Source organism: Hymenobacter siberiensis (genome assembly GCF_018967845.1).
Classification (GTDB): Bacteria; Bacteroidota; Bacteroidia; order Cytophagales; family Hymenobacteraceae; genus Hymenobacter; species Hymenobacter siberiensis.
In genome coordinates this window covers 1,968,940-1,993,685 of the sequence record NZ_JAHLZZ010000001.1, presented here as the reverse complement: position 1 = coordinate 1,993,685, position 24,746 = coordinate 1,968,940, and the positions used below count along the sequence as shown (strand labels likewise).

The 24,746-nt window shown below is 60.5% G+C and carries 19 protein-coding genes; 7 read left to right on the top strand and 12 right to left on the bottom strand.

The window, feature by feature from the left end; genetic code table 11:
* Positions 1-199 precede the first annotated feature (199 nt).
* Positions 200-1,261, bottom strand: coding sequence for a type IX secretion system protein PorQ (gene porQ, locus KQ661_RS08645; RefSeq protein ID WP_216686182.1), 1,062 nt, complete (start codon positions 1,259-1,261; stop codon positions 200-202).
* A gap of 138 nt (positions 1,262-1,399) precedes the next feature.
* Positions 1,400-3,820 (bottom strand): endopeptidase La, encoded by a 2,421-nt coding sequence (lon, locus tag KQ661_RS08640; RefSeq protein WP_216690639.1) that lies wholly within the window; start codon positions 3,818-3,820, stop codon positions 1,400-1,402.
* A gap of 329 nt (positions 3,821-4,149) precedes the next feature.
* Here lon and KQ661_RS08635 point away from each other — a divergent pair, with 329 nt between their 5' ends.
* A complete protein-coding gene (locus tag KQ661_RS08635; protein WP_235726947.1) occupies positions 4,150-6,282 on the top strand; it encodes an OmpA family protein in 2,133 nt (710 codons plus the stop codon).
* Positions 6,283-6,293: 11 nt separating this feature from the next.
* Here KQ661_RS08635 and KQ661_RS08630 read toward each other — a convergent pair whose 3' ends face one another.
* From KQ661_RS08630 to KQ661_RS08615, 4 genes are all read right to left on the bottom strand, one after another.
* Complete coding sequence (locus KQ661_RS08630) at positions 6,294-6,740, bottom strand: 3-oxoacyl-ACP synthase (RefSeq protein ID WP_216686181.1); 447 nt, start codon at positions 6,738-6,740, stop codon at positions 6,294-6,296.
* Positions 6,741-7,595 carry a DUF4261 domain-containing protein gene (locus KQ661_RS08625; RefSeq protein WP_216686180.1) on the bottom strand — a complete coding sequence of 285 codons (855 nt, stop codon included), beginning with the start codon at positions 7,593-7,595 and terminating at the stop codon, positions 6,741-6,743.
* Between the two features lie 61 nt (positions 7,596-7,656).
* Positions 7,657-7,869 carry a hypothetical protein gene (locus tag KQ661_RS08620; RefSeq protein ID WP_216686179.1) on the bottom strand — a complete coding sequence of 71 codons (213 nt, stop codon included), beginning with the start codon at positions 7,867-7,869 and terminating at the stop codon, positions 7,657-7,659.
* Positions 7,870-7,887: 18 nt separating this feature from the next.
* Positions 7,888-9,384, bottom strand: a complete 1,497-nt coding sequence (locus KQ661_RS08615; protein ID WP_216686178.1) for a GH3 family domain-containing protein — start codon at positions 9,382-9,384, stop codon at positions 7,888-7,890.
* 178 nt (positions 9,385-9,562) lie between these two features.
* On the opposite strand from KQ661_RS08615, the gene KQ661_RS08610 reads away from it, so the two are divergent.
* Both KQ661_RS08610 and KQ661_RS08605 read left to right on the top strand, forming a co-directional pair.
* A complete protein-coding gene (locus tag KQ661_RS08610; RefSeq protein WP_216680246.1) occupies positions 9,563-9,997 on the top strand; it encodes an OsmC family peroxiredoxin in 435 nt (144 codons plus the stop codon).
* A gap of 212 nt (positions 9,998-10,209) precedes the next feature.
* On the top strand, positions 10,210-10,704 hold the full coding sequence (locus KQ661_RS08605; RefSeq protein ID WP_168671823.1) for a hypothetical protein: 495 nt from the start codon (positions 10,210-10,212) through the stop codon (positions 10,702-10,704).
* A gap of 83 nt (positions 10,705-10,787) precedes the next feature.
* On the opposite strand, the gene dnaA is transcribed toward KQ661_RS08605, so the two are convergent.
* The 4 genes from dnaA to KQ661_RS08585 form a co-directional block, all read right to left on the bottom strand.
* Positions 10,788-12,350 (bottom strand): chromosomal replication initiator protein DnaA, encoded by a 1,563-nt coding sequence (dnaA, locus tag KQ661_RS08600; RefSeq protein ID WP_216680245.1) that lies wholly within the window; start codon positions 12,348-12,350, stop codon positions 10,788-10,790.
* A gap of 152 nt (positions 12,351-12,502) precedes the next feature.
* The gene (locus tag KQ661_RS08595) at positions 12,503-13,441 is read right to left on the bottom strand and encodes a bifunctional metallophosphatase/5'-nucleotidase (RefSeq protein ID WP_216686177.1); all 939 of its coding nucleotides are present in this window, start codon (positions 13,439-13,441) and stop codon (positions 12,503-12,505) included.
* 348 nt (positions 13,442-13,789) lie between these two features.
* Complete coding sequence (locus KQ661_RS08590) at positions 13,790-14,548, bottom strand: 5'-nucleotidase C-terminal domain-containing protein (protein WP_216686176.1); 759 nt, start codon at positions 14,546-14,548, stop codon at positions 13,790-13,792.
* A gap of 35 nt (positions 14,549-14,583) precedes the next feature.
* Complete coding sequence (locus KQ661_RS08585) at positions 14,584-15,876, bottom strand: outer membrane beta-barrel protein (protein ID WP_216686175.1); 1,293 nt, start codon at positions 15,874-15,876, stop codon at positions 14,584-14,586.
* A gap of 113 nt (positions 15,877-15,989) precedes the next feature.
* On the opposite strand from KQ661_RS08585, the gene KQ661_RS08580 reads away from it, so the two are divergent.
* The 4 genes from KQ661_RS08580 to KQ661_RS08565 all read left to right on the top strand — a co-directional run bounded on the left by KQ661_RS08580 (position 15,990) and on the right by KQ661_RS08565 (position 22,426).
* The gene (locus KQ661_RS08580; protein WP_216680241.1) at positions 15,990-17,774 is read left to right on the top strand and encodes a methylmalonyl-CoA mutase family protein; all 1,785 of its coding nucleotides are present in this window, start codon (positions 15,990-15,992) and stop codon (positions 17,772-17,774) included.
* A gap of 123 nt (positions 17,775-17,897) precedes the next feature.
* Entirely contained in the window at positions 17,898-20,108 is a 2,211-nt protein-coding gene (scpA, locus tag KQ661_RS08575) for a methylmalonyl-CoA mutase (RefSeq protein ID WP_216680240.1), read from the top strand.
* Between the two features lie 281 nt (positions 20,109-20,389).
* Positions 20,390-21,985, top strand: a complete 1,596-nt coding sequence (locus KQ661_RS08570; protein ID WP_216686174.1) for a T9SS type A sorting domain-containing protein — start codon at positions 20,390-20,392, stop codon at positions 21,983-21,985.
* Between the two features lie 147 nt (positions 21,986-22,132).
* Entirely contained in the window at positions 22,133-22,426 is a 294-nt protein-coding gene (locus tag KQ661_RS08565) for a DUF1304 domain-containing protein (protein ID WP_216680238.1), read from the top strand.
* A 9-nt stretch (positions 22,427-22,435) separates the two neighbouring features.
* On the opposite strand, the gene KQ661_RS08560 is transcribed toward KQ661_RS08565, so the two are convergent.
* Positions 22,436-23,080 (bottom strand): TonB family protein, encoded by a 645-nt coding sequence (locus tag KQ661_RS08560; RefSeq protein ID WP_216680237.1) that lies wholly within the window; start codon positions 23,078-23,080, stop codon positions 22,436-22,438.
* A 1,076-nt stretch (positions 23,081-24,156) separates the two neighbouring features.
* Positions 24,157-24,660 (bottom strand): ankyrin repeat domain-containing protein, encoded by a 504-nt coding sequence (locus KQ661_RS08555; protein ID WP_216680236.1) that lies wholly within the window; start codon positions 24,658-24,660, stop codon positions 24,157-24,159.
* Positions 24,661-24,746: the final 86 nt, after the last annotated feature.

Here is a 24,746-nt window from a genome sequence, read left to right as displayed (position 1 = left end):
AGAAAGTCCCCGAACGGTCATGCTTCGCTGCGCGCTGCATGACCGTTCGGGGACCTTTTGTGACTTTCTAAACAACTCTAACGTCATGCGGAGCGCAGCGAAGCATCTTGCCCGCAATAAGCAATCCAATCGATGGGTTTACTTACGGTGAGCAAGATGCTTCGCTGCGCACTGCATGACGTTCTAAACAAGCGGGACTTTATTCCTTCTTCTTAAACAGCGAATTAAAGTTGCGCGAAATGGTGAAATATTCGCTGGAACCGGCCGCCTGCAGGGTGGCATGGGTATAATCAATCTGAAACGTGCTAATCTTCAGCATCACGCCAAAGGCCAGGCCGGCGCTGCCGCTGGTATTGTCGAGGCGCAGCTCGCGGCGCTGCAAGTGGTTGTAGCCGGCCCGGAGCTGAAAGCCCTTGCCGAGTATCAGGGCGGCGCTGACGGTGAGGTGCCGAGCCAGGTTGTCGCCAAAGCTTTTGGTGGCCTTCTTCTCGTTGCCGCTGGCGTCGAGGGTGCCGCGGGCATTGGGGTCGAGGTACTGAATGTCCCACTGCTGCAGATGATGTGCCGTGAGCGAGAAGCGCAGCGGCATGTGCTCGGGCTTCACGGTGGCCCCAATCTGCACATCGAGCGGCAGCCGGCCGCGCTCGGTGCCAAGATAGGGCGAGAACTGATAGCCGGCATTTTTCACAGCCAGGCCCGCCGTGAAATCAGCCGTGGGGTGCTTGTACACTACGCCGGCATCGGCCACACCGGCCAGCGAGCGGCTGCCCGCAATGCTGGATACGGCCAGCTTAGTGGTGGCGCCAAACGTGAATTTGCCCTTGGTGTAGGAATCACTCACGCCCACGGTGTACTCGTTCACGCCGAACGTGCCGAGGCTGTTGCCGGCAGGGTCGTAGCTCTCGAAGCTGCCGTAGTTGAGGTAGGTGATGCCCACGCCGAAGCGCCCGGCTTTCTCGGTATTGAACACGTAGGCGGCGGTGCTCTGCTTGATATCGGCGAGGTAGGCCACGTAGCTCAGGGCCAGACGGCCATCCATGTCAGCATTGAGCAGCGCCGGGTTGCCATAGAGCATAGTGGGGTCGTCGTTGCGGTCTGAGACGCTCATGCCGCCCAGAGCCGCCAGGTGCGCGCTGGGCGGCAGGTCCAGAAACGGAAACACGGTGCGGCCGCCCAGCTGCTGCGCGGCCACCGAACGCACGGCCAGACTAGCCCCAACAACACAAAAACCAATAATCCGGCGGGCGGAGAGGTGCTTCATTGTTCGAAGATAATAGGTGTGTAGTAAGCTTTAGCTGGCACCGCAGGGCCGTGTAGCCGAAAGAACGCAGCCTTGGAGTTGGTAGTATTCATTCGCCCCCACGGCCCTGCGGTGCCAGCTAAGGCTTACCGCACAGCCCTACTGCACCTCCACGCTGGGGCCGGGCGCGGGCACAGGCTCGTCGCGCACGGGCAGCTTTTGCGGGTGCGGCACCAGCTCATCGAGCAGGGCCACGCGCAGCACATCGTCCACCCGGTCGGCGTAGTGAATGGTGAGGCCTTTGAGGTAGTCTTCCTGGATTTCCTCGATGTCCTTGCGGTTTTTGGGGCAGAGGATGATGTCCTTCATACCGGCACGGCGGGCGGCCAGCAGCTTCTCCTTGATGCCGCCCACGGGCAGCACCTTGCCGCGCAGCGTGATTTCGCCGGTCATGGCCAGACGCGGGCGCACCCGGCGCTGGGTGAAGGCCGAGGCCATGCTGGTGAAAATGGCGATGCCCGCGCTGGGGCCATCCTTGGGCACCGCGCCTTCGGGGAAGTGAATGTGCAGGTCGTACTGCTCAAACAGGCGGTAGTCGATGCCGATTTCATCGGCCCGCGAGCGCAGGTAGGAAAGCGCCGTAATGGCCGATTCCTTCATCACATCACCGAGCTGGCCGCTCAGCGTGAGCTTGCCGCGGCCCCGGCTCAGCAGGCTTTCCACGAAGAGAATATCGCCGCCCACCGAGGTCCAGGCCAGGCCCGTTACCACGCCAGCCGTGTCGTTGTCCTGGTACTGGTCGCGGTCAAAAATGGCCGAGCCGAGGATTTTGCGCACGTCGGCCGGTTCTATCACCGCCGGCAGCAGCTCCTTGCCGGCCTTGCGGCGGGCCAGGTTACGCGTTACGGCGGCCAGCTTGCGCTCCAGGCCGCGCACGCCCGATTCCCGGGTATAGTCGTCGGCCACGCGATGCAGGGCGGCATCGGTGATTTTTACTTCGGTTTCGCCCAAGCCATGGTCTTTCAATTGCTTCGGCCATAGGTGTTTGCGCGCAATCTGAACCTTTTCCTCCTGAGTGTAGCCGGTGAGGTCGATGATTTCCATGCGGTCGCGCAGGGCGGGCTGAATGGTATCGAGCGAGTTGGCCGTGGCAATGAACAGAACCTTGCTCAGGTCATATTCTACTTCCAGGTAGTTATCGGTGAAGGTGGCATTCTGCTCCGGGTCGAGCACTTCGAGCAGGGCCGAGCTGGGGTCGCCGCGAAAGTCGCTGCTCACCTTGTCAATCTCATCGAGAATGATGACCGGATTGGAGGTACCCGCCTTCTTAATCTGGGCGATGATGCGGCCGGGCATGGCCCCCACGTACGTTTTGCGGTGGCCCCGGATTTCGGCTTCGTCGCGCACGCCACCCAGGCTCATGCGGATGTACTTACGGCCCATGGCAGCCGCAATGCTGCGACCCAGGCTGGTTTTGCCCACGCCGGGCGGGCCGTAGAGGCACAGAATCGGCGCTTTTAAATCCTGCTTCAGCTTGAGCACAGCGATGTACTCCAGGATGCGCTCCTTAACTTTTTCGAGGCCGAAATGGTCGGCGTCGAGGATTTTCTTGGTTTGCTTGAGGTTGAACTTATCCTTGGTGTACTCGCCCCAGGGCAGGTCGAGCAGGAACTCGACGTAGTTCATGTTCACCGAATAATCGGGGGCCATGGGGTTGGTGCGGGCCAGCTTCTCCATCTCCTTCTTGAAATGGAGCGCCACGGCCTCGGGCCATTTCTTGGTTTCGGCGCGGGCCCTGAGGCGGTGCACGTCTTCCTCGGTGCCGTCCTGGCCCAGCTCGTCCTGCAGGGTTTTGAGCTGCTGGCGCAGGAAATACTCGCGCTGCTGGGCATCAATTCCGGTGTGGGTTTTGGAGCGGATATCCTGCTTGATTTCGAGTAATTCAGCCTGGCTGAGCAGGGCTTCGAGCAGCAGGCGGGCCTGGGCTTCGGGGTCGGCCAGTTCCAGGAGGCGCTGCTTGGCGGGCAGGTCGAGCTGCACGTTGCTGGACAGGAAGTGCGTGAGAAAAGCCGGCGACTGAATGCCATCGAGCATGGCCCGGGCTTCCATCGGAATCTCGGGCGTGAGCTCCAGCACCTTGGTCGCGGCCTCGCGCAGGGCCTGCAACAGGCCAAACTCGCCGGGAATTTCGGGGTTCAGCGATACTTCGGGAAAATAGCTGACGCGGGCCACCAGCGGCGTGAAGCTCAGCTGCTCTTCGACCGTGAAGCGCACCTGGCCCTGCAGGATGATGGTAATGTGGCCATCGGGCTGCTCCAGCAGCTTCAGAATACGGGCCAGCGTGCCCACGGATTGCAGCTCGTCGGTGGTGGGCTCGTCGGCATCGGGATTGAGCTGAGCCACCACGCCGAGGAGCTTGTCGGCGGCGTAGGCTTTGCGCACCAGCTTCACGCTTTTTTTGCGGGATACCGTTACGGGCAACACCACGCCCGGGAAGAGGACGGTGTTGCGCACTGCCAGCAAGGGCAGCGTGGGCGGGGCATCGTCGCCGCGCAGGAGGTGGTCGGGGTCGGCGGCCATAATGGCGATGGCTTCGGGTTGAGAGTTAGCGTCGCTAAATGTGCGAATCGGGGCCGCAGCGGAAGAATAAAGGGAAGCCAGATGCATGAACGGAGATAAAGCAGAAGCAGCGGCCGCAGGTGCCAGATTGGCAGTTTGCGGCCTTTCGGTTGGGAAGATACAAGGTACGCTTTCCCGGCGCGTTTGGGCTTCAAGGGCCGTGCCAGCGGGCTAAAACCGCCAAAGCGGCGCACCTGCGGCCGGAGCAGATGCCGAATATGGCTAATTCGTTAAATTGTCGGCAACTTGCGCAATATTATATGTTTAAAACTCTACCCATGTCGGCTTTATTGCGTCGAAGCTGGTTGCTGCTGAGCGCGGCCGCGTGGCTGCTGACTTCGCCCACCGCCCTGGCCCAGCGCCGGCCCACCCAACGGATTCCCGCCGCCGCCTCCCCTTCTGCCGACACCACCAGCGGCGGGGCTTCGGCCGCGCCCAAAAAGGCCGCTACCAGCCGCCCGGCCGCCGCAGTTCCCAAGCCAGCCATAATGCCCGGCGCCTACCGCGTGCGCGGCCTCAACAGCCGCGTGAGCCGCAAGCTGCACCTGCGGGCCGATGGCACGCCCGACTTCGTCAATATCAACAAATACCCGTTTTTTGAGGACAGGAAGGCGCTAAAAGCCATTACCAAAGCGGAAAAGCGCCGCCAGTACCACCAGACCCGGCTGCTGCTCGAAGACTACGTAGCCCGGTTCGGGCCGGTCAATTTCGAGAAGAACACCAATATGCTCTGGCGGCTGGGCCAGCTGCTGGAGCGCGACAGCCAGTCGGTGAAAGCCAAGGCCTACTACCGCCTAGCCCTGAAGCACAGCCGCGCCGATACCAAGCGCGTGCAGCTTTACTACGACTCGCTGGAGCAGAAAAACACTGCCCTATACGTCCCCCTGAAAACGTACTACGACCTGGTGGAGTACCGCAAGAACCTTAACACCTTTCACCCGCCCAAGGGCGTGTATACGAGCATGGGCGACGCCATCAACAGCAAGGCGGCCGACTACGGGCCTGCACTAGCCGGCAACGACTCGCTGATAATCTTCAGCAGCAAGCGCAAGCGGCGCGGGCTGACCGGCGTGGTAGACGAGGACCTGTACACCTCGCACCGCGAGGGCGTGAGCTGGAGCGATGCCGAGCCGCTGCCCAAGCCCATCAACTCGCCTAACAACGAGGGCTCGGCCTGCCTGAGCAAGGACGGGAAGACCATTTACTTTGCCCGCTGCGAGTGCGCCACCTGCCACGGCAACTGCGACCTATACACCGCCACGCGCGGCAAAGACGGCAAGTGGAGCGCCCCCAAAAGCCTGGGGCCCATGGTGAACTCGCTGGGTTGGGACTCGCAGCCCACCCTCTCGCAGGGCGAGGATACGCTGTATTTCGCCTCGGACCGGCTGGGTGGCTTTGGGCTGTCGGACATTTACTATACCCACAAGCTGCGCGACGGGCGCTGGAGCCCGGCCGAGAACGCGGGGCCGGTGGTGAACACCCGCGAGAGCGAGGTGAGCCCGTTTTACCACCCGCTCTACCACGTGCTGTACTTCAGCTCGCGGGGGCAATTGCTGAACTTTGGTGACTTCGACATTTACAAAACCTACCGCGTGGGCGGGCGCTGGCAGGAACCCAGGAACATTGGCCCACTGGTGAACGGCAAGGGGTCGGAGTATTATTTCACCATCGATAGGGAGAGTAAAAACCTGTACTACGCCCGCTCGGAGGCGCAGGAAATCAACAACCTCGACCTCTACTCCTTCCCGCTGCCGATGGAGGCACAGCCGCTGGCCACCACCAAGGTGGAGGGCACGCTGATGGACTCGGTGAGCAGCAAGCCGCTGAAGGGCATCGTGAGCATCATCGATACCGACAACGGCATTGAGGTGGCCAGCAAGTTTATCCGGCCCGATGGCACATTTGACTTTGAGCTGATTGAGGGCTCGCACTACGCCATGCTGATTCAGAGCAACGACTTTTTCTCGGTCGAAAAGCAGTTTGCCCTGAAGGGCGACACGGTGATGACGCTGCTCACGAACAGCATCGACTACAAGCTGCCGCTGATTTTCAAGAACCTGGAGTTTGAGCAGGGCAAGGCGGCCGTGCTGCCCAGCATGCACAGCACGCTGGACCGCATCGCGCTGTTCCTGGTCGACCACCCCACGTTCCGGCTCAGCATCACGGGCCACACCGACACCAGCGGCGACCCCGACGTGAACGAGAAGCTCTCACAGGACCGCGCCGAGGCAATCCGCCGCTACATCGAGCGCAAGGGCAAGATTGCCCCCAACCGCATCGAGAGTTTCGGCTACGGCTCCAGCCACCCGCTCAAGGACGAAGTGACCGAGGAAGATGCCAAGGTGAACCGCCGCGTCGAGTTCAAGCTGGTGAGACCCGAAGCCAACGACAAGCCCGCCGACGGCGGCGGGGACTGGAAGTAGGGCACCAAGCCCTACTCCACTGCCAGCACCCGCACGGTTTTGCCATTGAACAGGGCTTCCTCCCCCGCCCGCAGCCCTTTCAGTGCCACCGCCACCGGCGCGGCGGGCGACACGCCAAAAACATCCATCCCCTCCAGCTTGCCGGCGCTGATGCCGAGGTAAAACGTCCCCATACTGGTACTTACCAGCGCCCCGGGGCGCACGGTATCGCACGGCGCGTCGGGGCTGATGCGGGCCAGCTCGGCTTGCAATTGCTGGGCCTGCTGCATGTGGGCGGCATTGCGGTCGCGCTCGGCGTTGGCCATTTCGCGGCCGGTTTCATACTTGTCGCCGGCGCTGCTCTTGGTTTCGGAGGAGGAGGATTCCTGGGCGGCCTGCATGGCGGTGCGGGCGGCAGCAATGCGCTGCTCGATGAAGGCGTCGCAGAGGGCGTGGAGGGCGGGTTTGGCAGGGTTCATTTAGGAAGGCTGCAGATGAATAACCACTCGTTCGGGAGCAACGGCCGCTACTTGCCGTTCGCATTTCCATTTCGACTGCGGCGTCAATCCCTGAATTGTACTGCCATCGGTAATGATATCGCCATGCTCGTACACGTAGTAGGCATAGTTCCATAAGGCTTGCCCAACGACACCCTCGTCCAGATTTGCAAAGCGAATCTGGAAATCGGGCAAGCCAAGCAAATGCAAACCCACGGTATCCATAAGGATTTCACCGCTCGAACCGTTACTAATATTGAAGAGGCGCACGTTTACCAGCCCGTGCAACGGACGTTGGTCAGGGTTGGTCCAGGAATCAACTAAATCATCAGGCGCAATTAGTTTCTGAGCCGCTACCGAGTATTCTGCCTGCGGGCCAACCACGCGGGTAACGGCTACCAGAAAGTCCATGAATAGTGTGAGTCGGACTTTATAATCCAATGTCCGGGACATGAAGTCTGAAACCAGAAACTCGTACCGACAAGCAGCTGCCGTCTCATCAGCTTTCGCCCAATGCCAGTTCTGCTGTAATGCTTCGGGGGCAACTTCTGCCTTTTCATCTCCCGCATTTGGCAGGAATATCGTGCATTGAGCCGCGATAATTCCATCCTCAAACTGCACTTTAATATCGGGGAAGAAATAAAGCAGTGCACTTTCACTATCGGGACTGTGAACTCCGGGATGAGCTGTTTGCAGTTCGCTCGTGATGCGTGCTTTATTGATAGCAGGCTTATCTGTAAACAGCAGCTTGGCCGTCAGCATCTGGGGGTAGTTTCTCAGCGGCTCATCCGCCACTTCTTGCTTCTTCTGCTTTTTACCAAAATCAAAAAGTCCCATAAATGGCGTACTGGCAGGGTTGGTATATACTTGGGTATGATGTTTGAAGCTTTTGCAGCTTTCAAGTAGACAGTTCGTTACCCATTGTGTTGCTACCGTCCTGTTCACGGCCTTGCTCACAGAGCGCATGCAGCTCACGCTTACGTTGCTGCAAATGCCAGACGATTTCCCGCTTTTCAGCGAAAGCCATTACCTGCCAGCGGACGCGGTTTTCTGCGTCCTCATCGTAGTGGAGCGGCACAATCCGAAAAGCGGTTTTATCGAGGCGGAGCATGGCTAAAGTTACGGATTTCTACCCCGCCGCGATAAGTCCCGCCGCCACCTTCCTATCATTCCCCAACCTCGGCACCTTGTTCTGCCCACCCAGGCGGCCCAGGCTTTTCATGTAGCGCTGGAAGGCCCCGGCGGGCAGCGGCGTGAGCTGCAGCGGCACCAGAATATTACCCTGGCGCAGGTCGTCGTAGTAGGTATTGCGGCGGCGCAGGGCCGTATCTAAAGCGGCGGCAAAAGTGGTAAATTTCTGAGGCGGGCGGGCAAATTCCACCAGCCACTCGTGGCGCGAGGGCATAGCGGGGTCGTCGCTCACGAGCGGGGCCACGGTGAATTCGGTGACTTCGACCTCGGGGGTTTGGGCCATGACTTCGCGCAGGGCCTGCTCCACCTCCTCCCCTATCACGTGCTCGCCGAAGGCCGAGAGGAAGTGCTTGATGCGGCCCGTGACCACCACGCGGTGCGGGCGCAGGCTCACGAAGCGCACCGTGTCGCCGATAGAATAGCCCCACAGGCCGGCGTTGGAGGTGAGCACCACGGCGTAATTGCGGTCCAGTTCCACGTCGGCGATGGTAAGGCGGGGCGCATCGGGCTCGAAGAACCGCTCGGCGGGCACAAATTCATAGAAGATGCCGCTGTTCAGCAGCAGCAGCAGGCCGGGGTTGCCGGGCTCGTCCTGGAAGGCTAAGAAGCCTTCGGATGCCGGAAACAGCTCGATGCTGTCCACCGGCCGGCCGATGCTTTCGAAGAGCTTGGCCCGGTAGGGCTCGAAGTTGACGCCGCCGTACACGAAGAGGTTGAAATCGGGAAAAATGTCCTTGATGGGCCGACCGGTGCGGGCGGTGAGGCGGTCGAAGTACATCTGTACCCAGGGCGGAATGCCGGAAATCAGGGTCATTTTCTCGCCCAGCGTTTCGTCCACGATGCGCTCCAGCTTGGTTTCCCAGTCCTCGATGATGTTCGTTTCGTAGCTGGGCAGCTGGTTGCGGCGCAGGTAGGCGGGCACATGGTGGTTGGCAATGCCCGAAAGCCGGCCCGTGCGGATGCCGTGATGCATTTCCAGCGCTGGCGAGCCCGACAGGAATATTAGCTTGCCATCGAGAAACCGACTGCGGCCGGTGCGGTAGATGTAGTAGAGCAGGGCATCGCGCGCGCCGTCAATGTGGTTCGGGATGCTATCTTTCGTAATCGGGATGTACTTGGTGCCGCTGGTGGTGCCGCTGGTTTTGGCCAGGTACAGCGGATGGCCGGGCCAGAGCACGTCGGCCTCGCCGGCCTGCGTGCGGTCGAACCAGGGCTTTAGGGCTTCATAGTCGCGCACGGGCACCTGACGGGCCAGGTCGGCGGGCGTGCGGATGCCGCCCAGGTCGTGAGCACGGCCGAAGGCAGTACCAGCCGCCGTGGCCGTCAGCTTCGCCAACAGCTCGCGCTGGGTAGTTTCGGGGCGGTGCTGCCAGCGTTGGTAGCGCCGGGCAATGTAGCGGGCCAGGGGCTGGCTCAGGATGGCTTTCAATCCCATAAATGCTAAGTAAAAAGCCGTTGGAAGGGCTGCGAAGGTACGTTGGGCCAGATGCGCGGTTTTCCGGAAGACAACCTCGCTACCTTGCGGCCGTTAGCAATTGACGGCCGCGCTGTTTTTTCGGACGGCAAGCTAAAGCTTACCTCACTCATTTACTCACTTACTCATTTACCACATCATGGCAGACCATGCAGGCAAAGCCGTCTGGAACGGCGACATCAAAGGCAGCGGCACTCTCACTACCGACAGCGGCGCGCTGAATGCGCCCTACTCCGTTGGCAGCCGCTTCGAAGGCAAACAGGGCACCAACCCCGAAGAGCTCATCGGCGCGGCCCACGCCGGCTGCTACACCATGTACCTGACCAGCGTGCTCACCAAGCACGGCCACACGGTGCAGAACATCACCACCACCAGCACCGTGACGATGAACCCCAACAACGGCCATCCCGTCATCGAGCACATCCACGTGAGCACCGAAGGCCACGTCACGGGCGGCAACATCACGGCCGACGATTTCCAGAAGCACGCCGAAGATGCCAAGGAAAACTGCCCGGTATCGAAAGCCCTGAGCGCCGTGCCGAAAATGACGCTGGAAGCGAAGTTTTCGGGCTAGGTTTCGCCAGCTGAACGACGAAGAAAAGCACGTCATGCTGAGCGGAGCCGAAGCATCTCGCTCGGGGCAGTAATCCAATCGCAAGAAAAGATTTACCACCCCACGCGAGATGCTTCGGCTCCGCTCAGCATGACGTTCTTATTTTTGCAGGCTACACGTTCTTTTCAGCCCTGATAAACAACAACTCGCTCCTGACCCTTAAATTTGTCCTTATGCCCACTGGTACCACCCGCATTCGCCTCCGCCCCGCCAATACTTCCCGCGTCCCGTTCTGGGGCCAGCTCGCCATTGGCCTGTTCTGGCTGGCCTACGTGCTGTTTGGCATATTGAGCGATACCGGCGCGCAGGATTACCACTTTCTGCATTGGGTGTTCCTGGTTTTCACGTTCGTGTACCTCGGCTACGTGCTGGTAAACAATGCCCCCATCTTCGGCACCCAGAGCTACCTCGAGTTCACGCCCGGCTACATTGTGCACAAAAACGGCCTGTTCCGACCCAAGCAGGTTTTCGCCGCCGAAAATATCGCTGCCCTGGAGCTGAAGCCCATGGTGCTGCGCGTGCGCCAGAAAGACGGCGAAATCTACGCCCTCAACCTGCGCGAAGTGAAAGGCAAAATGCGCAAGATGAGCTTCCGCGAGCAGGTACGGGCATTTGCCGCCAAGTATAACCTGCCATTGCAGGAAGTAAGCCCGACGGCGGCAGCCTAGACTCTATTCCTCAGAAACTGAAAGGGGCTCCAGACGCTGCGCGTGTCTGGAGCCCCTTTTTTGCGCTATCAAAGCCGCGAGTCTTACTTCTTGGCGAATTTCTTGCGCAGCTCGTCCACCTGGTCGCGGAATTTCTTGTCCGAATCCACCAAATCCGACACGGTTTGCACCGAGTGCATCACGGTGGTATGGTCGCGGCCGCCGAAGTGAAAACCAATGGTTTTCAGCGTGTGTGAGGTGTGGTGTTTGGCAAAATACATGGCCACCTGCCGGGCCGTCACCACTTCCTTCTTGCGGGTTTTGTCCTTCAGCAAATCGACCGAGATGCCGAAATACGCGGCCACGGTCTTTTGAATGAAGTCGAGGTTCACCTCGGCCTCCACTTCCTCGATGATGTGGCGCAGGGCCTGCTTCACCATTTCCAGGTCGATGTCGCGGCGCGATAAGCTGCTCTGGGCCACCAGCGAGGCAATGACGCCTTCCAGCTCGCGCACGTTGGTGTGCACCGAATTGGCCAGATAATCAACCACATGGTCCGGCGGAATATCAATTCCATCCTGCTCCATCTTGTTGCGGATAATAGCTACTCGCGTCTCAAAGTCAGGGCTCTGCACATCGGCCGTCAGGCCCCACTTAAAGCGGTTCAGCAGGCGGTCTTCCAGGCCCAGCAGGTCCTTGGGGGGCCGGTCGGAGGTCATCACAATCTGCTTGCCCGACTGGTGCAAGTGGTTGAAGATGTGGAAGAACATCTCCTGGGTCTTGCCCTTGTTGGCCAGAAACTGCACGTCATCCAGAATCAGGGCATCGACCTGCAGATAGAAGTTCGCGAAGTCCTGCACCTGCGCGCGCTGCACGCTGTCGATGAACTGGTTGGTAAACTTCTCGGCCGATACGTAGAGCACGAACCGCTCGGGCGCCGTAGCCTTGATGTGGTTGCCGATGGCCTGCACGAGATGGGTTTTGCCCAGGCCCACACCGCCGTACACCATCAGCGGGTTGAAGCTGGTGGTGCCGGGCTTGTTGGCCACGGCGAGGCCGGCCGAGCGGGCCAGCCGGTTACAGTCGCCCTCGATGTAGTTGTCGAAGGTGTACGAGCCGTTGAGCTGCGACGGTACCAGGTTGCCATCCACGGGTTTGGCCTGGTCGAAGGGGTTGCGGGGCGGGGACAGGGTGTCGGCCCCGCCGCCGTTGGCGAAGTTGTTGCCGCGCGGCGTAGTACGCACCGCACCCGAGTTCACGTAGCGGGCCGAGGCGGCGCGGGCGCTGCCGGCCAGCGGGTTGCCCACGGCAGTTGTGCCCGGCATGGGCTGGGGCGCGTCGCGCGGGTCGGGGGCGGCCTGCTTGCGGGTGGGCGGCAGGTGCAGGGCGCGGGGCGGCGTCTGCTCGTTGCCCTGGTCTACCACCACGCTGTATTCGAGGCGGCCTTCGGAGCCCAGCTGCTGGTAGAGGGCGCGGCGCAGCTCATCCACGTAATGCTCTTCCAGCCAGTCGTAGAAATAGGCGCTCGGCACCTGAATGGTGAGCACGTTGCCCTTCAGCTCGACCGGCACAATGGGCTGGAACCAGGTCCTAAAGCTCTGCTCCCCGATTTCCGCCGAGATGCTGCGTAAGCAGCCAGCCCAAACCGTGCGAAAATCCTTGAGCATTTGAACGATTGAAAGGAAACCGGCGAAAAACCGGGAGCAAAAAAGGAGCCGAAATCAGCCGCCCGAACCGGGCGTTATTTTTTAGAGGGGAACAAAATTGTGGAAAACTTCGCACTTAAAAAAGCCGAAATGACCTTGTGTATGTCGTGCTTTTAGCAGGCGGCCCGAACCGGCACCACGGCGGCACTTGCCAGCCCGGCGCGCTTATTTTTTATTGAGAATTCATAATCCAGCCGGCCCAGATTGATGCCCGACCAGCCCACCTGGTTGATGAGGGTGGCGTGGCCGTCGGGACTGGCGATGGGCTCGGGCGCGGCCATAAACGTGTGGGTGTGCCCGCCCAGTATGAGGTCGATTCCAGAAACCTGGGCGGCCAGCTTGCGGTCATCGAGCTTATCGTTTTCGTACTTGTAGCCCAGGTGCGAGAGGCAGATAACGAGGTCGCAGCGCTCGGGGCCGCGTAGCTGGGCGGCCATTTCCCTGGCCTTGGCCACGGGGTCGAGGTAGATGGTCTGACCGAAGTTTTTATCGGCTACCAGCCCGCTCAGCTCGATGCCGATGCCAAACACGCCGATGCGGATGCCCTGTTTCTCGAACACCTTGTAGGGAGCAAAGCGGCCGGCCAGCGGCGTTTTCGAAAAGTCGTAGTTGGCGATGAGGAAGGGAAAGGTGGCGTTGGGCAGCTGGCGCTGCAGGCCCTCAATGCCGTTGTCGAAGTCGTGGTTGCCGAGGGTGCTGGCGTCGTATCCCATCTGGCTCATCAGCTTGTACTCCAGCTCGCCGCCGAAGAAGTTGAAGTACGGCGTGCCCTGGAAGATATCGCCCGAGTCGAGCAGCAGCACGTTGGGCTCCTGGGCCCGCACCTCCTTGATAAGCGCGGCGCGCCGGGCCATGCCACCCAGCCCGGCCCACTGCCCGCCATTGTCGGGAAAGGGCTCGATGCGCGAGTGCATGTCGTTGGTATGCAGAATGGTGAGCTTGAGCGGAGCCTTGGCGTTAGTGGCTGCGGCAGCCGAGTTGGCCAGGCCGCCCAGCACGGTGAGGCCGGCGGTGCCGAGGAAGGAATTGCGGAGAAAATCGCGACGTTGCATAATCTTGATGACGCAAAAAGTCAATTACAACAAACTATTTATGGTAGGAAAGAGCCAAAATGGCTCGGTCTCCTTTTTCAATCCTCCGCCAGTTTACAAAGGCGGAGCAACTCCTGAAACAAATGCGCTTCCCTAGCAGCAAAATCAGCAGCATGCTCTAAATGGAGTTGTTTAGAAAGTCACAAAAGGTACTCAAACGGTCATGCAGCGCGCAGCGCAGCATCTTGCTCGCATCGTTGAACGGGCCTGACGATGCGAGCAAGATGCTGCGCTGCGCTCCGCATGACCGTTCGGGGACTTTCTAAACAGCTTCAATAATTTGGCGGGTATCGATAACAATAGTCATTCTTAATTGGCTTTCACGCGGCCTTCGACCCGGGCCGTGACCGGCTTGCCGGCTTTGGTGAGAGCACGGACGTGGTCGGCGATGGCGGTGCGGAGCAGCACGTTGGTGTGGCGCGGCGTGAGGATTTTAAAGAACGAGAGATTGTCGCCGCCAGTGGCCAGGTAGTCGGAGATGGCAATGGGATAGGTGCGCGAATCGTTCACATCGAAGGGCTGGTCGCCGATGCGGATATCCTTGGGCATGCCATCGAAGGTGACCGAGTAGGTAGCGCCGGATATGGCCATTTTGATGTGGGCGGCGTAGTCAAACAGCTGCTGCACCACCGGCCCGGGAGCGTCGAGGACCACCAGCTCATTCTCAAACGGCATCAACTCAAACACCGAACCCAGCGTGACGGGGCCAGCCGCGAAGCCGGCGCGCAGGCCGCCGTTGGTCATCACGCCTAGCGCGATGGGCTGTTTAAGCTCGGCACTGGCACGCTCGCGCTGCAGGTCAGCCACGAAGTTGGACAACGGGTTTTCACCGGCTGCTTTTGTGAGCGCGACCGGGGCGGTACCGAGCACCTCGGTCATTTGGGCGGTCACCTTGTCATGGTAGGGCGCAATGAGGGCGGCAATGGCGGGGTCCTCGGCCTGGGTTTTGCCCACCACCTGGCTTGTGGCGGGCACGAAGTGGGCCGTGGGTGCATAGGCAGCACGCTGGCAGGCGGGGGCCAGGGCAACGGCTATAAGTGACGGGATGAGAAAGCGGAAGAAACGCATGATGCTATTCGGAATAAAAAAGGCCGTTAACTCGGCTAACGTGACTTTATCAGGTCGTAGCTCAGCAACAGGTAAGCCCGGTTGATGATGGTGGTAATGGCAACGGCTTCGCTGAAGCCATTGGTTCGCTCGGCACGAAATTCGGCGGTTAAGTGACGCTTGTTTGGCAATAGCGCCGAGGCGCCCAGCCCCGCCAAAACACTCTCCTCGCTACCCCGGGGGCTTTCGAGTATTGGTCGCCAGGGCGAATAGGTTGAGGTAGGCTGTGCCCGGTAGCGGTATTCATTGGAACTATTGAGTGCAAAGGCAACACTGACACCGGCCTCTATAAATGGCTGAAAGCGACCATTGAGCGGCATGTAACGAAACAGTACAGGCACCCGCAGCTGGTCGAACTTTATCCGGACTTCCTGATAAGCCGCATAGGCATAAGCGGAGGGTGCGAAAAACTCATTGCTATACTGCTGAGGCTGGTACAAGAGCTCTATTCGAACGCCGAATCGATTGGCCCACACCGGCAGGTACTGTTGCAATGCCAAACCAACCACCGGCCGTATTCCCCCACTGATGGGGGTATTTTTCATCGGAATTTCTCCGTCGAAACGCAGGCTGCTGGCCTGCGCCCCGGCCACAGCCTCCAGCAAAAAATAGCTCCGCTGCTTAGCGTTTGCCACTGCTGACACTATCTGGCTGCCACCTACACACGCATTGTACTGCTGAAAAATTCGAATGAGACTACTGGAGGCGAACGGCAACTCGCTCACTTTGCTATGCACCGCCGGACAAGCCTGGAATGCTTCGGCAAGAGCAATCCGAAACAAAGGGTTTTTGCGCGTGTACTTGCTACCGTTTATCGTCACAGTTTCAGATAGCTGCACCAGCGGCTGCACGGGACTATTGCCGGAGCGAAAGTAGTAGTGGTTGCCGCTGTTGATATCGCTCAGATAATATAAGCTGGCCGGACCTTGCACCAATACTTCTAAAAACAGTCTTTCGGAAGTGGTATCGGCTGCCGGGTTCTGAGCCGGCACTCGCCGGGATTGGTAAAAACGGTCGTGCGGAAAACCATACCCCTGTAGTTGGTTGGGCAGAAGCTTCTCAATGGCCGCCGCATTATCAGCCCGAAACCGACACTCGTAGGCGCTGCGGTTGCCACTCCCGTAGTCCACGCTGCCGCGTAGTGTATCGCCCTTCAGCGCAACGATATAACCGGGGCGAAAATTGGCCTGCGCATGCACGGCAAAAGGCAGTGCCAGTACCGCGAGCAAGGCGACAAACGATTGGTAAAGAATTTTCAGCACAAACTGTGGAATCAGAATAGCCTGCAAATGTAGGGGCTCACAAGCAGGAGTAATGATAATCACCGCCCTTATTCTGCGCTTGAGGCGGTATCTTTCGCTCCTCATTCGGCTGAATAGCCAATTTCTAGCAGTAGAAAGATATGTCCGACATCCTCACGGCCGCGCCCGTTTCCTTTGCCGAATTCCCAGCCGTGACTACTGCCGAGTGGCAGGCCCGCCTGGTCCGTGAGCTCAAAGGCCGGGACCCGGCCACGCTGCGCTGGCCCCTGCCCGACGGCTTTGCCCTGGAGCCGTTCTACCACCGCGAAGCCCTCGCCGCGCTGGGTGGCCCACCCGCGCCCCTGCCCCGCCCCTTGCAACCCTGGCTGAACGTACCGGAACTGACAGTGCCCATCGGCACCGACGGGCGTACCCAGATTGACCAGGCCGCCGCTGCCCTTACTAACGGGGCCGACGGCATCCATTTCATTATCCACGACATTCCGGCGCTGGCCGTGCACTACCTGGCCGAGCAGCTGCCGCTGGCCCGCACCTTCGTGGGCTACACCGTGGTGGCCGCCCCCGACGAGCTCCTGACCCAGCTGGTGGAAGCCGCGCCCGGCACTGCCCTGCGCGGCTTCATGCGCTTTACCCCCGGCCCCGTGCCCGAGGGGGCCGAGAGGGCCGACTACCGCGCCGCCCTGCGCCGCTGCGTGCGCCTGACCACGGGCATGCCCGATTTCCGCGCGGTAGCTGTGAATGGGGCCTTTTTCGGCAATCGCGGGGCTACTGCCACCCAACAGATTGCCTTCAGCCTGAACACCGCCGCCGCCCTGCTGGCCGAGCTGCCCGATGCCGAAACCACGGCCGCCGAAGTGGCCGCCGCCCTGCACCTGCACATCGCCGTGATGCCCGGCTACTTCCTCGAAATTGCCAAGCTGCGCGCCTTGCGCCGGCTGTGGGCCACGCTGCTGCACGGTTTTGGCCTGCCCGCCGGGCTGCATGCCCACCTGCGCATCCACGCCACCACGGCCACCTGGACGCAGACGACCCTCGATGCCCACACCAACCTGCTGCGCCACACCACCGAGGCCATGAGCGCCGTATTGGGCGGGGCCGATTCGCTGAGCGTGGCTCCGTTCGACTGCCTGTTTGCCGATGCCAACGAGTTTTCGAGCCGGTTGGCGCGCAACCTCTCGGTGCTACTGCGCGAAGAAGCCGGCCTGGGCCGGGTACAGGACCCCGCCGCTGGCTCCTACTACCTCGAAACCCTCACCGACCAGCTGGCCCAGGAGGCCTGGGCGCTGTTTCAACGCATGGAGGCGGCAGGCGGGCTGCCGGCGGTGCGGGCCCAGGTGCTAGAAGAAATCAAGGCCGTGGCCACCGAAACCTTCCGCCGCATTGCCAGCGGCCAGCAGGTGATTGTGGGCACCAACCGCTTCCAGAACAAGGGCGAGCAGTTCAGCTTCCACCCCAAGAAGCTGCTGCGCTCCGCTGATTTTGATGTGACGCGGGCCGCCTACCCCACCGAGGTACTGCGCCTGGCCACGGCCCTCCACTTTGAGCGCCGCAACCGCAAGAGCAAGCGCGCCGCCGTGGTGCTGCTGGGCGGCGATACCAACCAGGTTATTCTGGAGTCGTTTCTGCAAACGCTGCAGAAGCACGAGCGGCCCGAGCTGGCCGCCAGCCACCCGGCCGGCACGCTGTCGCTGCTCTACTCCTCGGCCGAGGAAGCAACACTGATGTACGCCACGCCCGAGCAGTTCCAGAAGTTTGCCCGCTTCATCTATCAGATTCCGACTGAGAAGCAGCAGTTCATCCCGCCGGCCCTGCTCAGCTCCGACCTGGCCACCATGCACGACGCGGTGCGGGTGTTCGGCTTCCAGGAAATGAAGGTGCAGGGCTATACGACCGAGGAAGTACTGGCCCGATTGCAAGGGCGGTAGTTTATCAATTATAAATTTTGAATTATAAATTATAAATGAGTGGCTTGGCGGGCGGTTAATCATACTGTTCGTAGTGACTTTACTCATTTATAATTTATAATTTATAATTCAGAATTCCCCATAATGAAGCCCGACTTCTCTTCGATTCCCTACAACGCCGCCCCTGCGCCCGCCGCCGCCGCTGCGCCCGAAACGGCCGCCACGCTCACGCCCGAAGGCATTACCATCAAGCCCGTATACGGCCCGGAGGATGTAGCCCACCTCGACCACTTGGGTTTTGGGGCGGGGGAGGCCCCTTTCCTGCGCGGCCCCTACGCCAGCATGTACACCCAGAATCCGTGGACCATCCGGCAGTACGCGGGCTTCTCCACGGCCGAGGAATCGAACGCCTTTTACCGCCGCAACCTGGCCGGCGGGCAGAAAGGGCTGAGCGTGGCCTTCGACCTAGCCACCCACCGGGGCTACGATTCTGACCACCCCCGCGTGCAGGGCGACGTGGGCAAAGCCGGGGTGGCCATCGATTCGGTGGAGGATATGAAAATTCTCTTCGACCAGATTCCGCTCGACCAGATGTCGGTGTCGATGACCATGAACGGGGCCGTGCTGCCCGTGCTGGCCTTCTACATTGTGGCGGCCGAGGAGCAGGGCGTGAGTCCGGAGAAGCTGGCCGGCACCATTCAGAACGATATTCTGAAGGAGTTTATGGTGCGCAACACCTACATCTACCCGCCCGCGCCGAGCATGCGCATCATCGCCGATATCTTCAGCTACACGGCGGCCCGGATGCCCAAGTTTAACAGCATTTCCATTTCGGGCTACCACATGCAGGAGGCCGGGGCTACCGCCGACCTGGAGCTGGCCTATACCCTGGCCGACGGTCTGGAATACGTGCGCGCCGGCCTCGCGGCGGGCATGGAGATTGACGAATTCGCTCCGCGCCTGAGCTTCTTCTGGGCCATCGGGATGAACCACTTCATGGAGATTGCCAAGCTGCGTGCCGGCCGCATGCTCTGGGCCAAGCTCATCAAACCCTTTAATCCCATCAACCCCAAAAGCTTGGCCCTGCGCACCCACTGCCAGACGTCGGGCTACTCCCTCACCGAGCAGGACCCGTACAACAACGTGGCCCGCACCGCCATTGAGGCCCTCGCGGCCGTGCTCGGCGGCACCCAGAGCCTGCACACCAACGCCCTCGACGAGGCCATTGCCCTGCCCACCGATTTCTCGGCCCGCATTGCCCGCAACACGCAGCTCTACCTCCAACTCGAAACCGACGTAACCAAGGTGGTAGACCCCTGGGGCGGCAGCTATTACGTTGAAGCCTTGACCCACGAGCTGGCTGACAAGGCCTGGGCCCTCATTCAGGAAGTAGAAGAGTTGGGCGGCATGGCCAAAGCCATCGAAACCGGCCTGCCCAAGCTGCGCATCGAGGAAGCGGCGGCCCGCAAGCAGGCCCGCATTGACTCGGGCAAGGAAACTATCGTGGGCGTGAACAAGTACCAGACCACCGAGAAAACCGAGGTCGAAGTACTTGACATCGACAACGATGCGGTGCGCGAAAGCCAGATTGCCCGCCTGAAACAAGTGCGCGCTGACCGCGACCCCGTGGCCGTAAAAGTAGCCCTAGCCGCTATTACGGAGGCGGCCGGAGTTCGCCTTGATGAGTTAGGAGTGAAGAGTGAAGAGTTAAGAGTTGAAGCGGGAGCCTCTGCCGAATCAACTCTTAACTCTTCACTCTTCACTTCTAACTTGTTGGCTTTAGCCATCACCGCCGCTCGCGCCCGCGCCACCCTCGGCGAAATCTCCGATGCCCTCGAAGCGCAGTTTGGCCGCCACCAGGCCACCACGCGCACCGTGGCCGGCGTGTACTCGCAGGAGATGAGCCACAACGTGGCCTTCGAGCAGGCCCGCGCCGCCGCCGAAGCATTTGCTACCCACGAAGGCCGCCGCCCCCGCATGCTGGTAGCCAAAATGGGCCAGGACGGCCACGACCGGGGCGCAAAAATCATCGCCACCAGCTTCGCCGATGTGGGCTTCGATGTCGACATTGCCCCCCTCTTCCAAACCCCCGCCGAAGTAGCCCGCCAGGCCGCCGACAACGACGTGCACGTGGTGGGCGTGAGCAGCCTCGCGGCCGGCCACAAAACCCTGCTCCCGCAGCTTCTGACGGAACTCAAGGAGCTCGGCCGCGAAGACATTCTGGTGATAGCCGGCGGCGTAATTCCCGCCCAGGACTACCAGTTCCTGTTCGATGCCGGCGTGGCCGGCGTGTACGGGCCGGGCACGGTCATCGCCACGGCGGCGCTGGAGATTCTGGGGAAGCTGGGGGAGTAGTTACCCCAGCGTGGTTGGCTAGCGTCAATCCAGTTTAGTTGAAAGGCCCGCTGGATTAAGCGGGCCTTTTTTGTGTGCCCCGCCGCCCCCGGCACACGGTGGCGGTTATTAAAACTTGCCCGCATTTAATATAAATATTAATATTTAAATGTATATATTTAAACTACTCATTTCGACTTGCCGATGCTGCGCCGCCGGCCGGGCCGGGGGCTTTGCGTCGCGCCCGGCCGCCCGCCCCGGTCCTCCTTCCTGACTCTCCCACCTTTTAATTGCTCACTGCTATGAAACACCTGCTTATCCTCTGTTTGCTGCTGGCCGGCTTTGCCCTGCGCGCCCAGCCCAATACCTGGACTTTCGCCCTGCCCGCCACCGCCGGCGTGGCCGCCGTGGCCGCCGATGCCGACGGCAATGCCTACGTCACGGGTAGCTTCATGGGCGGCTCCGCACAGCTGGGCGGCACCACCATCAGCAGCAGCCTGCCCGGCCGGTGCCTCTACATTGCCAAGCTCAATCCCCAGGGCCAGGTGCTGCGCGTGACCAAGCTGGAGGGGGCCGAAGAAGGCAGCAACACCACCGACATTGCCGTTGACGAGGACGGGAACACCTACGTCAGCGGCCGGCTACACGGCACCATCACGTATCCCGGTGGCCAGACGGTGGGCGCCATCGCCGAGAATTTCGGCTACTCCGTAATGCTGGTGAAGTGCGGGGCCAATGGCCGCGTGCGCTGGGTGAAGCAAGCCCACGGCAACCAGGGAGGGGCCTACGGGGCCAGCCACGGCATGGGTGTGGCCGTGGACCGGGCCGGCAACAGCTACATCAGCGGCGACGTCACGGGCGGATACGTAACCGCCGATACCATTGTGCTTGGCGGACGGCGCCGCGATGGTTTTTTGGCGAGCTACGACCGCAACGGGCAGATACGGTGGGCCAAAGCCCCGGTCAGCCTGAAAGGGGCTTCGGGCTCGAGCTTTGCGCGGGGCGTGGCCGTGGACAATGCCGGGCACTGCTACCTCAGCGGCTACACGGCCGGCGGCTGGCGGCTCGATAACGTGTCGCTGCCCGTTGGCCCCAACTCCGACTACCTGGCGCTGTTCGACTCGGACACCGGGCAGGTGCAATGGGGCAAATATGTGCCCAGCAACAACTGGGGCGGCGCCATTGCCATCGATAAGCAGGGCGACGCCTGCATCGGCGGCGACTTTTTGGGCACGGCCGATTTCGGCAACGGCGTCACCCTCACCAGCACCGTCCCCACCGGCTACGTGGCCCGCTACGATGCCACCGGCGACGTGGACTGGGCCACGGCCATCAACACCTCGGTGAAGGGCGTTGTCGTCGACCAGCAGTCGCGGAAGGTATTCGTGACGGGCAGCGCCGGCACGCAGGCTTATCTGGCCCGCCTCAATGCCAATGGCCGCGTGCAGCAGCAGGAGCTGGTGGGCGGCCCCGGCACCAGCGGCGGCGGCAGCATTGCCATCGATGACGATAACAACGTGTACACGGCCGGCTCCTTCACGGGCAGCTGCCACTTTGGGGCGCTGGCCCGGAGCAGTACCACAACGCAAGGGTACCTGGCCCGCTACGGCAGGCGCCTCCGAGGCCAAGGCGGGTGCGATGACGATTTCCGTACCCCCGCCCTCGACCTCTTCCCCAACCCCGCCCAAAACCAGCTTACCCTGCGGCTCGATAACCAGACCCCAGCCGGCCAGGCCACGCTGTATGACCACCTGGGCACCCCGGTAGCCAACCGTGCCATTCAGCCAGCCGCGGCCGATATCCAGTTCGACACCTCGGCCCTGCCCGATGGCCTGTACGTGCTGCGGGTAGTGGCCCAGGGCAAAATCACCACGCAAATGGTCACGGTGCAGCACTAGCGCAGCGCGGGCCTTACCTTATGCGCCCTGGCCGGCTGTTGCAGCGGGCCGGGGCGTCACCTTTTTTATCGCGCTGTCATGCACCTGCTCAGCTAACTGCTCATCGGCCTGGTGGCCCTCATTCACGGCTACATTCTGTAGCTGGAGATGTTTGCCTGGACCACCCGGGGTCCCAAAACCTTCCGGTCCCTGCGGCCCGAACTGTTTGCACCCACCAAAGTGCTTGCCGCCAACCAAGGTCTTTACAACGGGTTTCTGGCGGCTGCCCTCATCTGGGCACTGCTGATAGCGGACCCAATCTGGCACCGCAACGTGGGCGCATTCTTCTTGAGCTGCGTGGTCGTGGCGGGCATATATGGCGCGCTCACGGCCGACGGGCGCATCCTGCTGGTACAAACCGTGCCCGCGCTGCTAGCTCTGGCCGCCCTGTTGCTGGCCTGATTGCGCTACCTAGTCGCGCGAGCGGAAGGCAAAGGGCACCGACATGGTGCGGGCCACGCGCACGGGCTTGCCGCCCATCAGGCCGGGCGTCCACCACGGCATGAGGCGGATTGTGCGCAGGGCTTCTTCGTCGAAGCCGTGGCCGCAGCCTTTAGCCACTTCCGCATCGACGATGCGGCCCTGCTGGTCCACCACAAAGCTCACGTACACCGTGCCCGACAGACCTTGCTTGAGGGCTTCTTCGGGGAAATGGGCCGTTTGGCGCACAAACGCATAGTAGGCCGACTCGCCGCCCGGGTAAGCCGGCAGCACTTCCGAAAACTTAAGCACCGTGGCCGAGCTGGCAGCCTCGGCTTCTACTTCGACGGCTACGGGCACCGGGCCGGTGGGCGGCGCCACGGCTTTGGTGAGCGACTGCATTTTCACGGTCAGCGAGTTGCCGGCGGCTACGGCCATGGTCTGGTCGCGGTAGCCCTGGCATTTGAACAGCAGGACGGATTTTACGCTGGTGAGCGTGAGCAGAAAATCGCCGGCGGCATTGGTACTCGTGGCCTGGGGAGTGCCCTGCACCGCCACAAACACACCCGGCAGCGGCATTCCGACCTCGTTAGTAACGCGGCCCGCCACGGCGGAAGCCGCCAAAACAGTAGGCAAGCCTGGGGTAGTTTTCGAAGCAGCCGATGGGCCAGCAACCAGCAATTGCGCAGCAACAAACAGTATAGAGAGCAGCATATGGGCAGGATTTTGGTAGAGGAAATTAGTTATTCACAAAGTAGTTACGCGTAAAACCCAGTGGTTTGATAAGCCACAATCGTTTTCAGCAGGGAAAGCCACTGTGCAGGCGGAACAAGTATAAACCTGAATTATTAATTTTTTCCGGGCAAATATTTAATAATTCACAGAAAGCAAATGTTTGCTCGTCTTACTTATTTTATAATAAAGCTTGTGCGGAATAATGCGTTAGGTTGATGCGCGAGATTCAGCAGTGGCCGAAAAGCATCCCAAGACGCATTGTTGCAAATCGTCTGTTTGTGCATATAAGCATTTTTCCCGCATTAACATTAATGTGGGAATGTACTGGCAAAGGCCAGCCGTTTGCTAACAGCCGTTACATTTATGCAAATTAAACATAAATGATGCACAAATCAAACCCATAGCTTTGTCGGCAGGGCCATTGCACCAATTGCACAGTTAGCGTTACTATAGTTGAGCTAATATTCACAACGCATTGACCAATAACACGCTTTGAACAAGGCGAGTTGTGAGGAGGCTGTTGTAACTATTTGAGCAGCCAGTAAATCATTTCACCGAATCCTGGCGCTGGAAAGGGCCTTCCGATTCAGAAATCGACACATGTTTTTTTAAGCTCAACCTGAAAACGCTAACTACGCATTTGGTGCAATGACCCTACTTTGTCGGGGCAGTATTGTCTTTCAATAAATATTTATAATATCAACTGAAATCAAGTCATGATTAAAATTACATTATGGAGTTGTTTAGAAAGTCACAAAAGGCACTCAAACGGTGATGCAGCGCTGCGCGCTGCATCACCGTTTGAGTGCCTTTCTAAACAGCTTCTATTCCAAGTATTATCTTAAAAGGCACTTTAGATTGACAAATTGCGCAGGGTGTTGCGCAAACGAAGGCCCCGCCAACACGCGGGTGAGCATGTATGCGGGGCCTTTGTTTGCGGCTGGAAGCGCGCTAATTACCAGAAACTCGGTGGGAGACTATTCCGCCGCCTGCTCTTCGCCGCCCAGCAGCGCCAAGGCTTGCTCGTTGCCCTGCTGGCCAGCTAAGTGCAGCGCGGTGAGGCCTCGGGCATCGGCAATGGTCCGGTCGGCGCCGGCATCGAGCAGCAGCTGCACCAGCTCGTTGCGGCCAAACATGGTGGCAAACATGAGGGCCGTGCCGCCGTTGCCGTTCTGGAGGTTGAGGTCGGCCCCGGCGGCAATGAGCCGCTGGGCAACGCCGGGGTAGCCTTTGAAGCTGACGCCCATCAGGGCGGTATTGCCGCTGGTGTCCTGGGCGTTGGGATTGGCCCCGGCATCGAGGAGAAAAGTGGTAGCGTCGGGATGGTTGTCGTAGGCCGCCAGAATGAGTGGGGTGAAGCCCTTGGGGTTGGCCGAGTCGATGGTGAGGCCAGTGGCCAGAAGGTCGCGCAGGGCGGGCACATCGCCGCGGCGGGCAGCATCAAACAGGAGTTCCTGGGAACGGGCAGTGGTAATATCCATGAACGAAGGAAATTAGTGAGGAATGGAACACAGAACGGGGCGCGGTGTTGGGCAGCCCCAGGCTCGTGCTTACGGATTACTTCGGT

Bases quoted from the DNA above. Each gene is read 5' to 3' on its own strand.
- porQ (WP_216686182.1), bottom strand. From the start codon at position 1,261: ATGAAGCACCTCTCCGCCCGCCGGATTATTGGTTTTTGTGTTGTTGGG.
- lon (WP_216690639.1), bottom strand. From the start codon at position 3,820: ATGGCCGCCGACCCCGACCACCTCCTGCGCGGCGACGATGCCCCGCCC.
- KQ661_RS08630 (WP_216686181.1), bottom strand. From the start codon at position 6,740: ATGAACCCTGCCAAACCCGCCCTCCACGCCCTCTGCGACGCCTTCATC.
- KQ661_RS08625 (WP_216686180.1), bottom strand. From the start codon at position 7,595: ATGGGACTTTTTGATTTTGGTAAAAAGCAGAAGAAGCAAGAAGTGGCG.
- KQ661_RS08620 (WP_216686179.1), bottom strand. From the start codon at position 7,869: ATGCTCCGCCTCGATAAAACCGCTTTTCGGATTGTGCCGCTCCACTAC.
- KQ661_RS08615 (WP_216686178.1), bottom strand. From the start codon at position 9,384: ATGGGATTGAAAGCCATCCTGAGCCAGCCCCTGGCCCGCTACATTGCC.
- KQ661_RS08610 (WP_216680246.1), top strand. From the start codon at position 9,563: ATGGCAGACCATGCAGGCAAAGCCGTCTGGAACGGCGACATCAAAGGC.
- KQ661_RS08605 (WP_168671823.1), top strand. From the start codon at position 10,210: ATGCCCACTGGTACCACCCGCATTCGCCTCCGCCCCGCCAATACTTCC.
- dnaA (WP_216680245.1), bottom strand. From the start codon at position 12,350: ATGCTCAAGGATTTTCGCACGGTTTGGGCTGGCTGCTTACGCAGCATC.
- KQ661_RS08595 (WP_216686177.1), bottom strand. From the start codon at position 13,441: ATGCAACGTCGCGATTTTCTCCGCAATTCCTTCCTCGGCACCGCCGGC.
- KQ661_RS08590 (WP_216686176.1), bottom strand. From the start codon at position 14,548: ATGCGTTTCTTCCGCTTTCTCATCCCGTCACTTATAGCCGTTGCCCTG.
- KQ661_RS08580 (WP_216680241.1), top strand. From the start codon at position 15,990: ATGTCCGACATCCTCACGGCCGCGCCCGTTTCCTTTGCCGAATTCCCA.
- scpA (WP_216680240.1), top strand. From the start codon at position 17,898: ATGAAGCCCGACTTCTCTTCGATTCCCTACAACGCCGCCCCTGCGCCC.
- KQ661_RS08570 (WP_216686174.1), top strand. From the start codon at position 20,390: ATGAAACACCTGCTTATCCTCTGTTTGCTGCTGGCCGGCTTTGCCCTG.
- KQ661_RS08565 (WP_216680238.1), top strand. From the start codon at position 22,133: ATGTTTGCCTGGACCACCCGGGGTCCCAAAACCTTCCGGTCCCTGCGG.
- KQ661_RS08555 (WP_216680236.1), bottom strand. From the start codon at position 24,660: ATGGATATTACCACTGCCCGTTCCCAGGAACTCCTGTTTGATGCTGCC.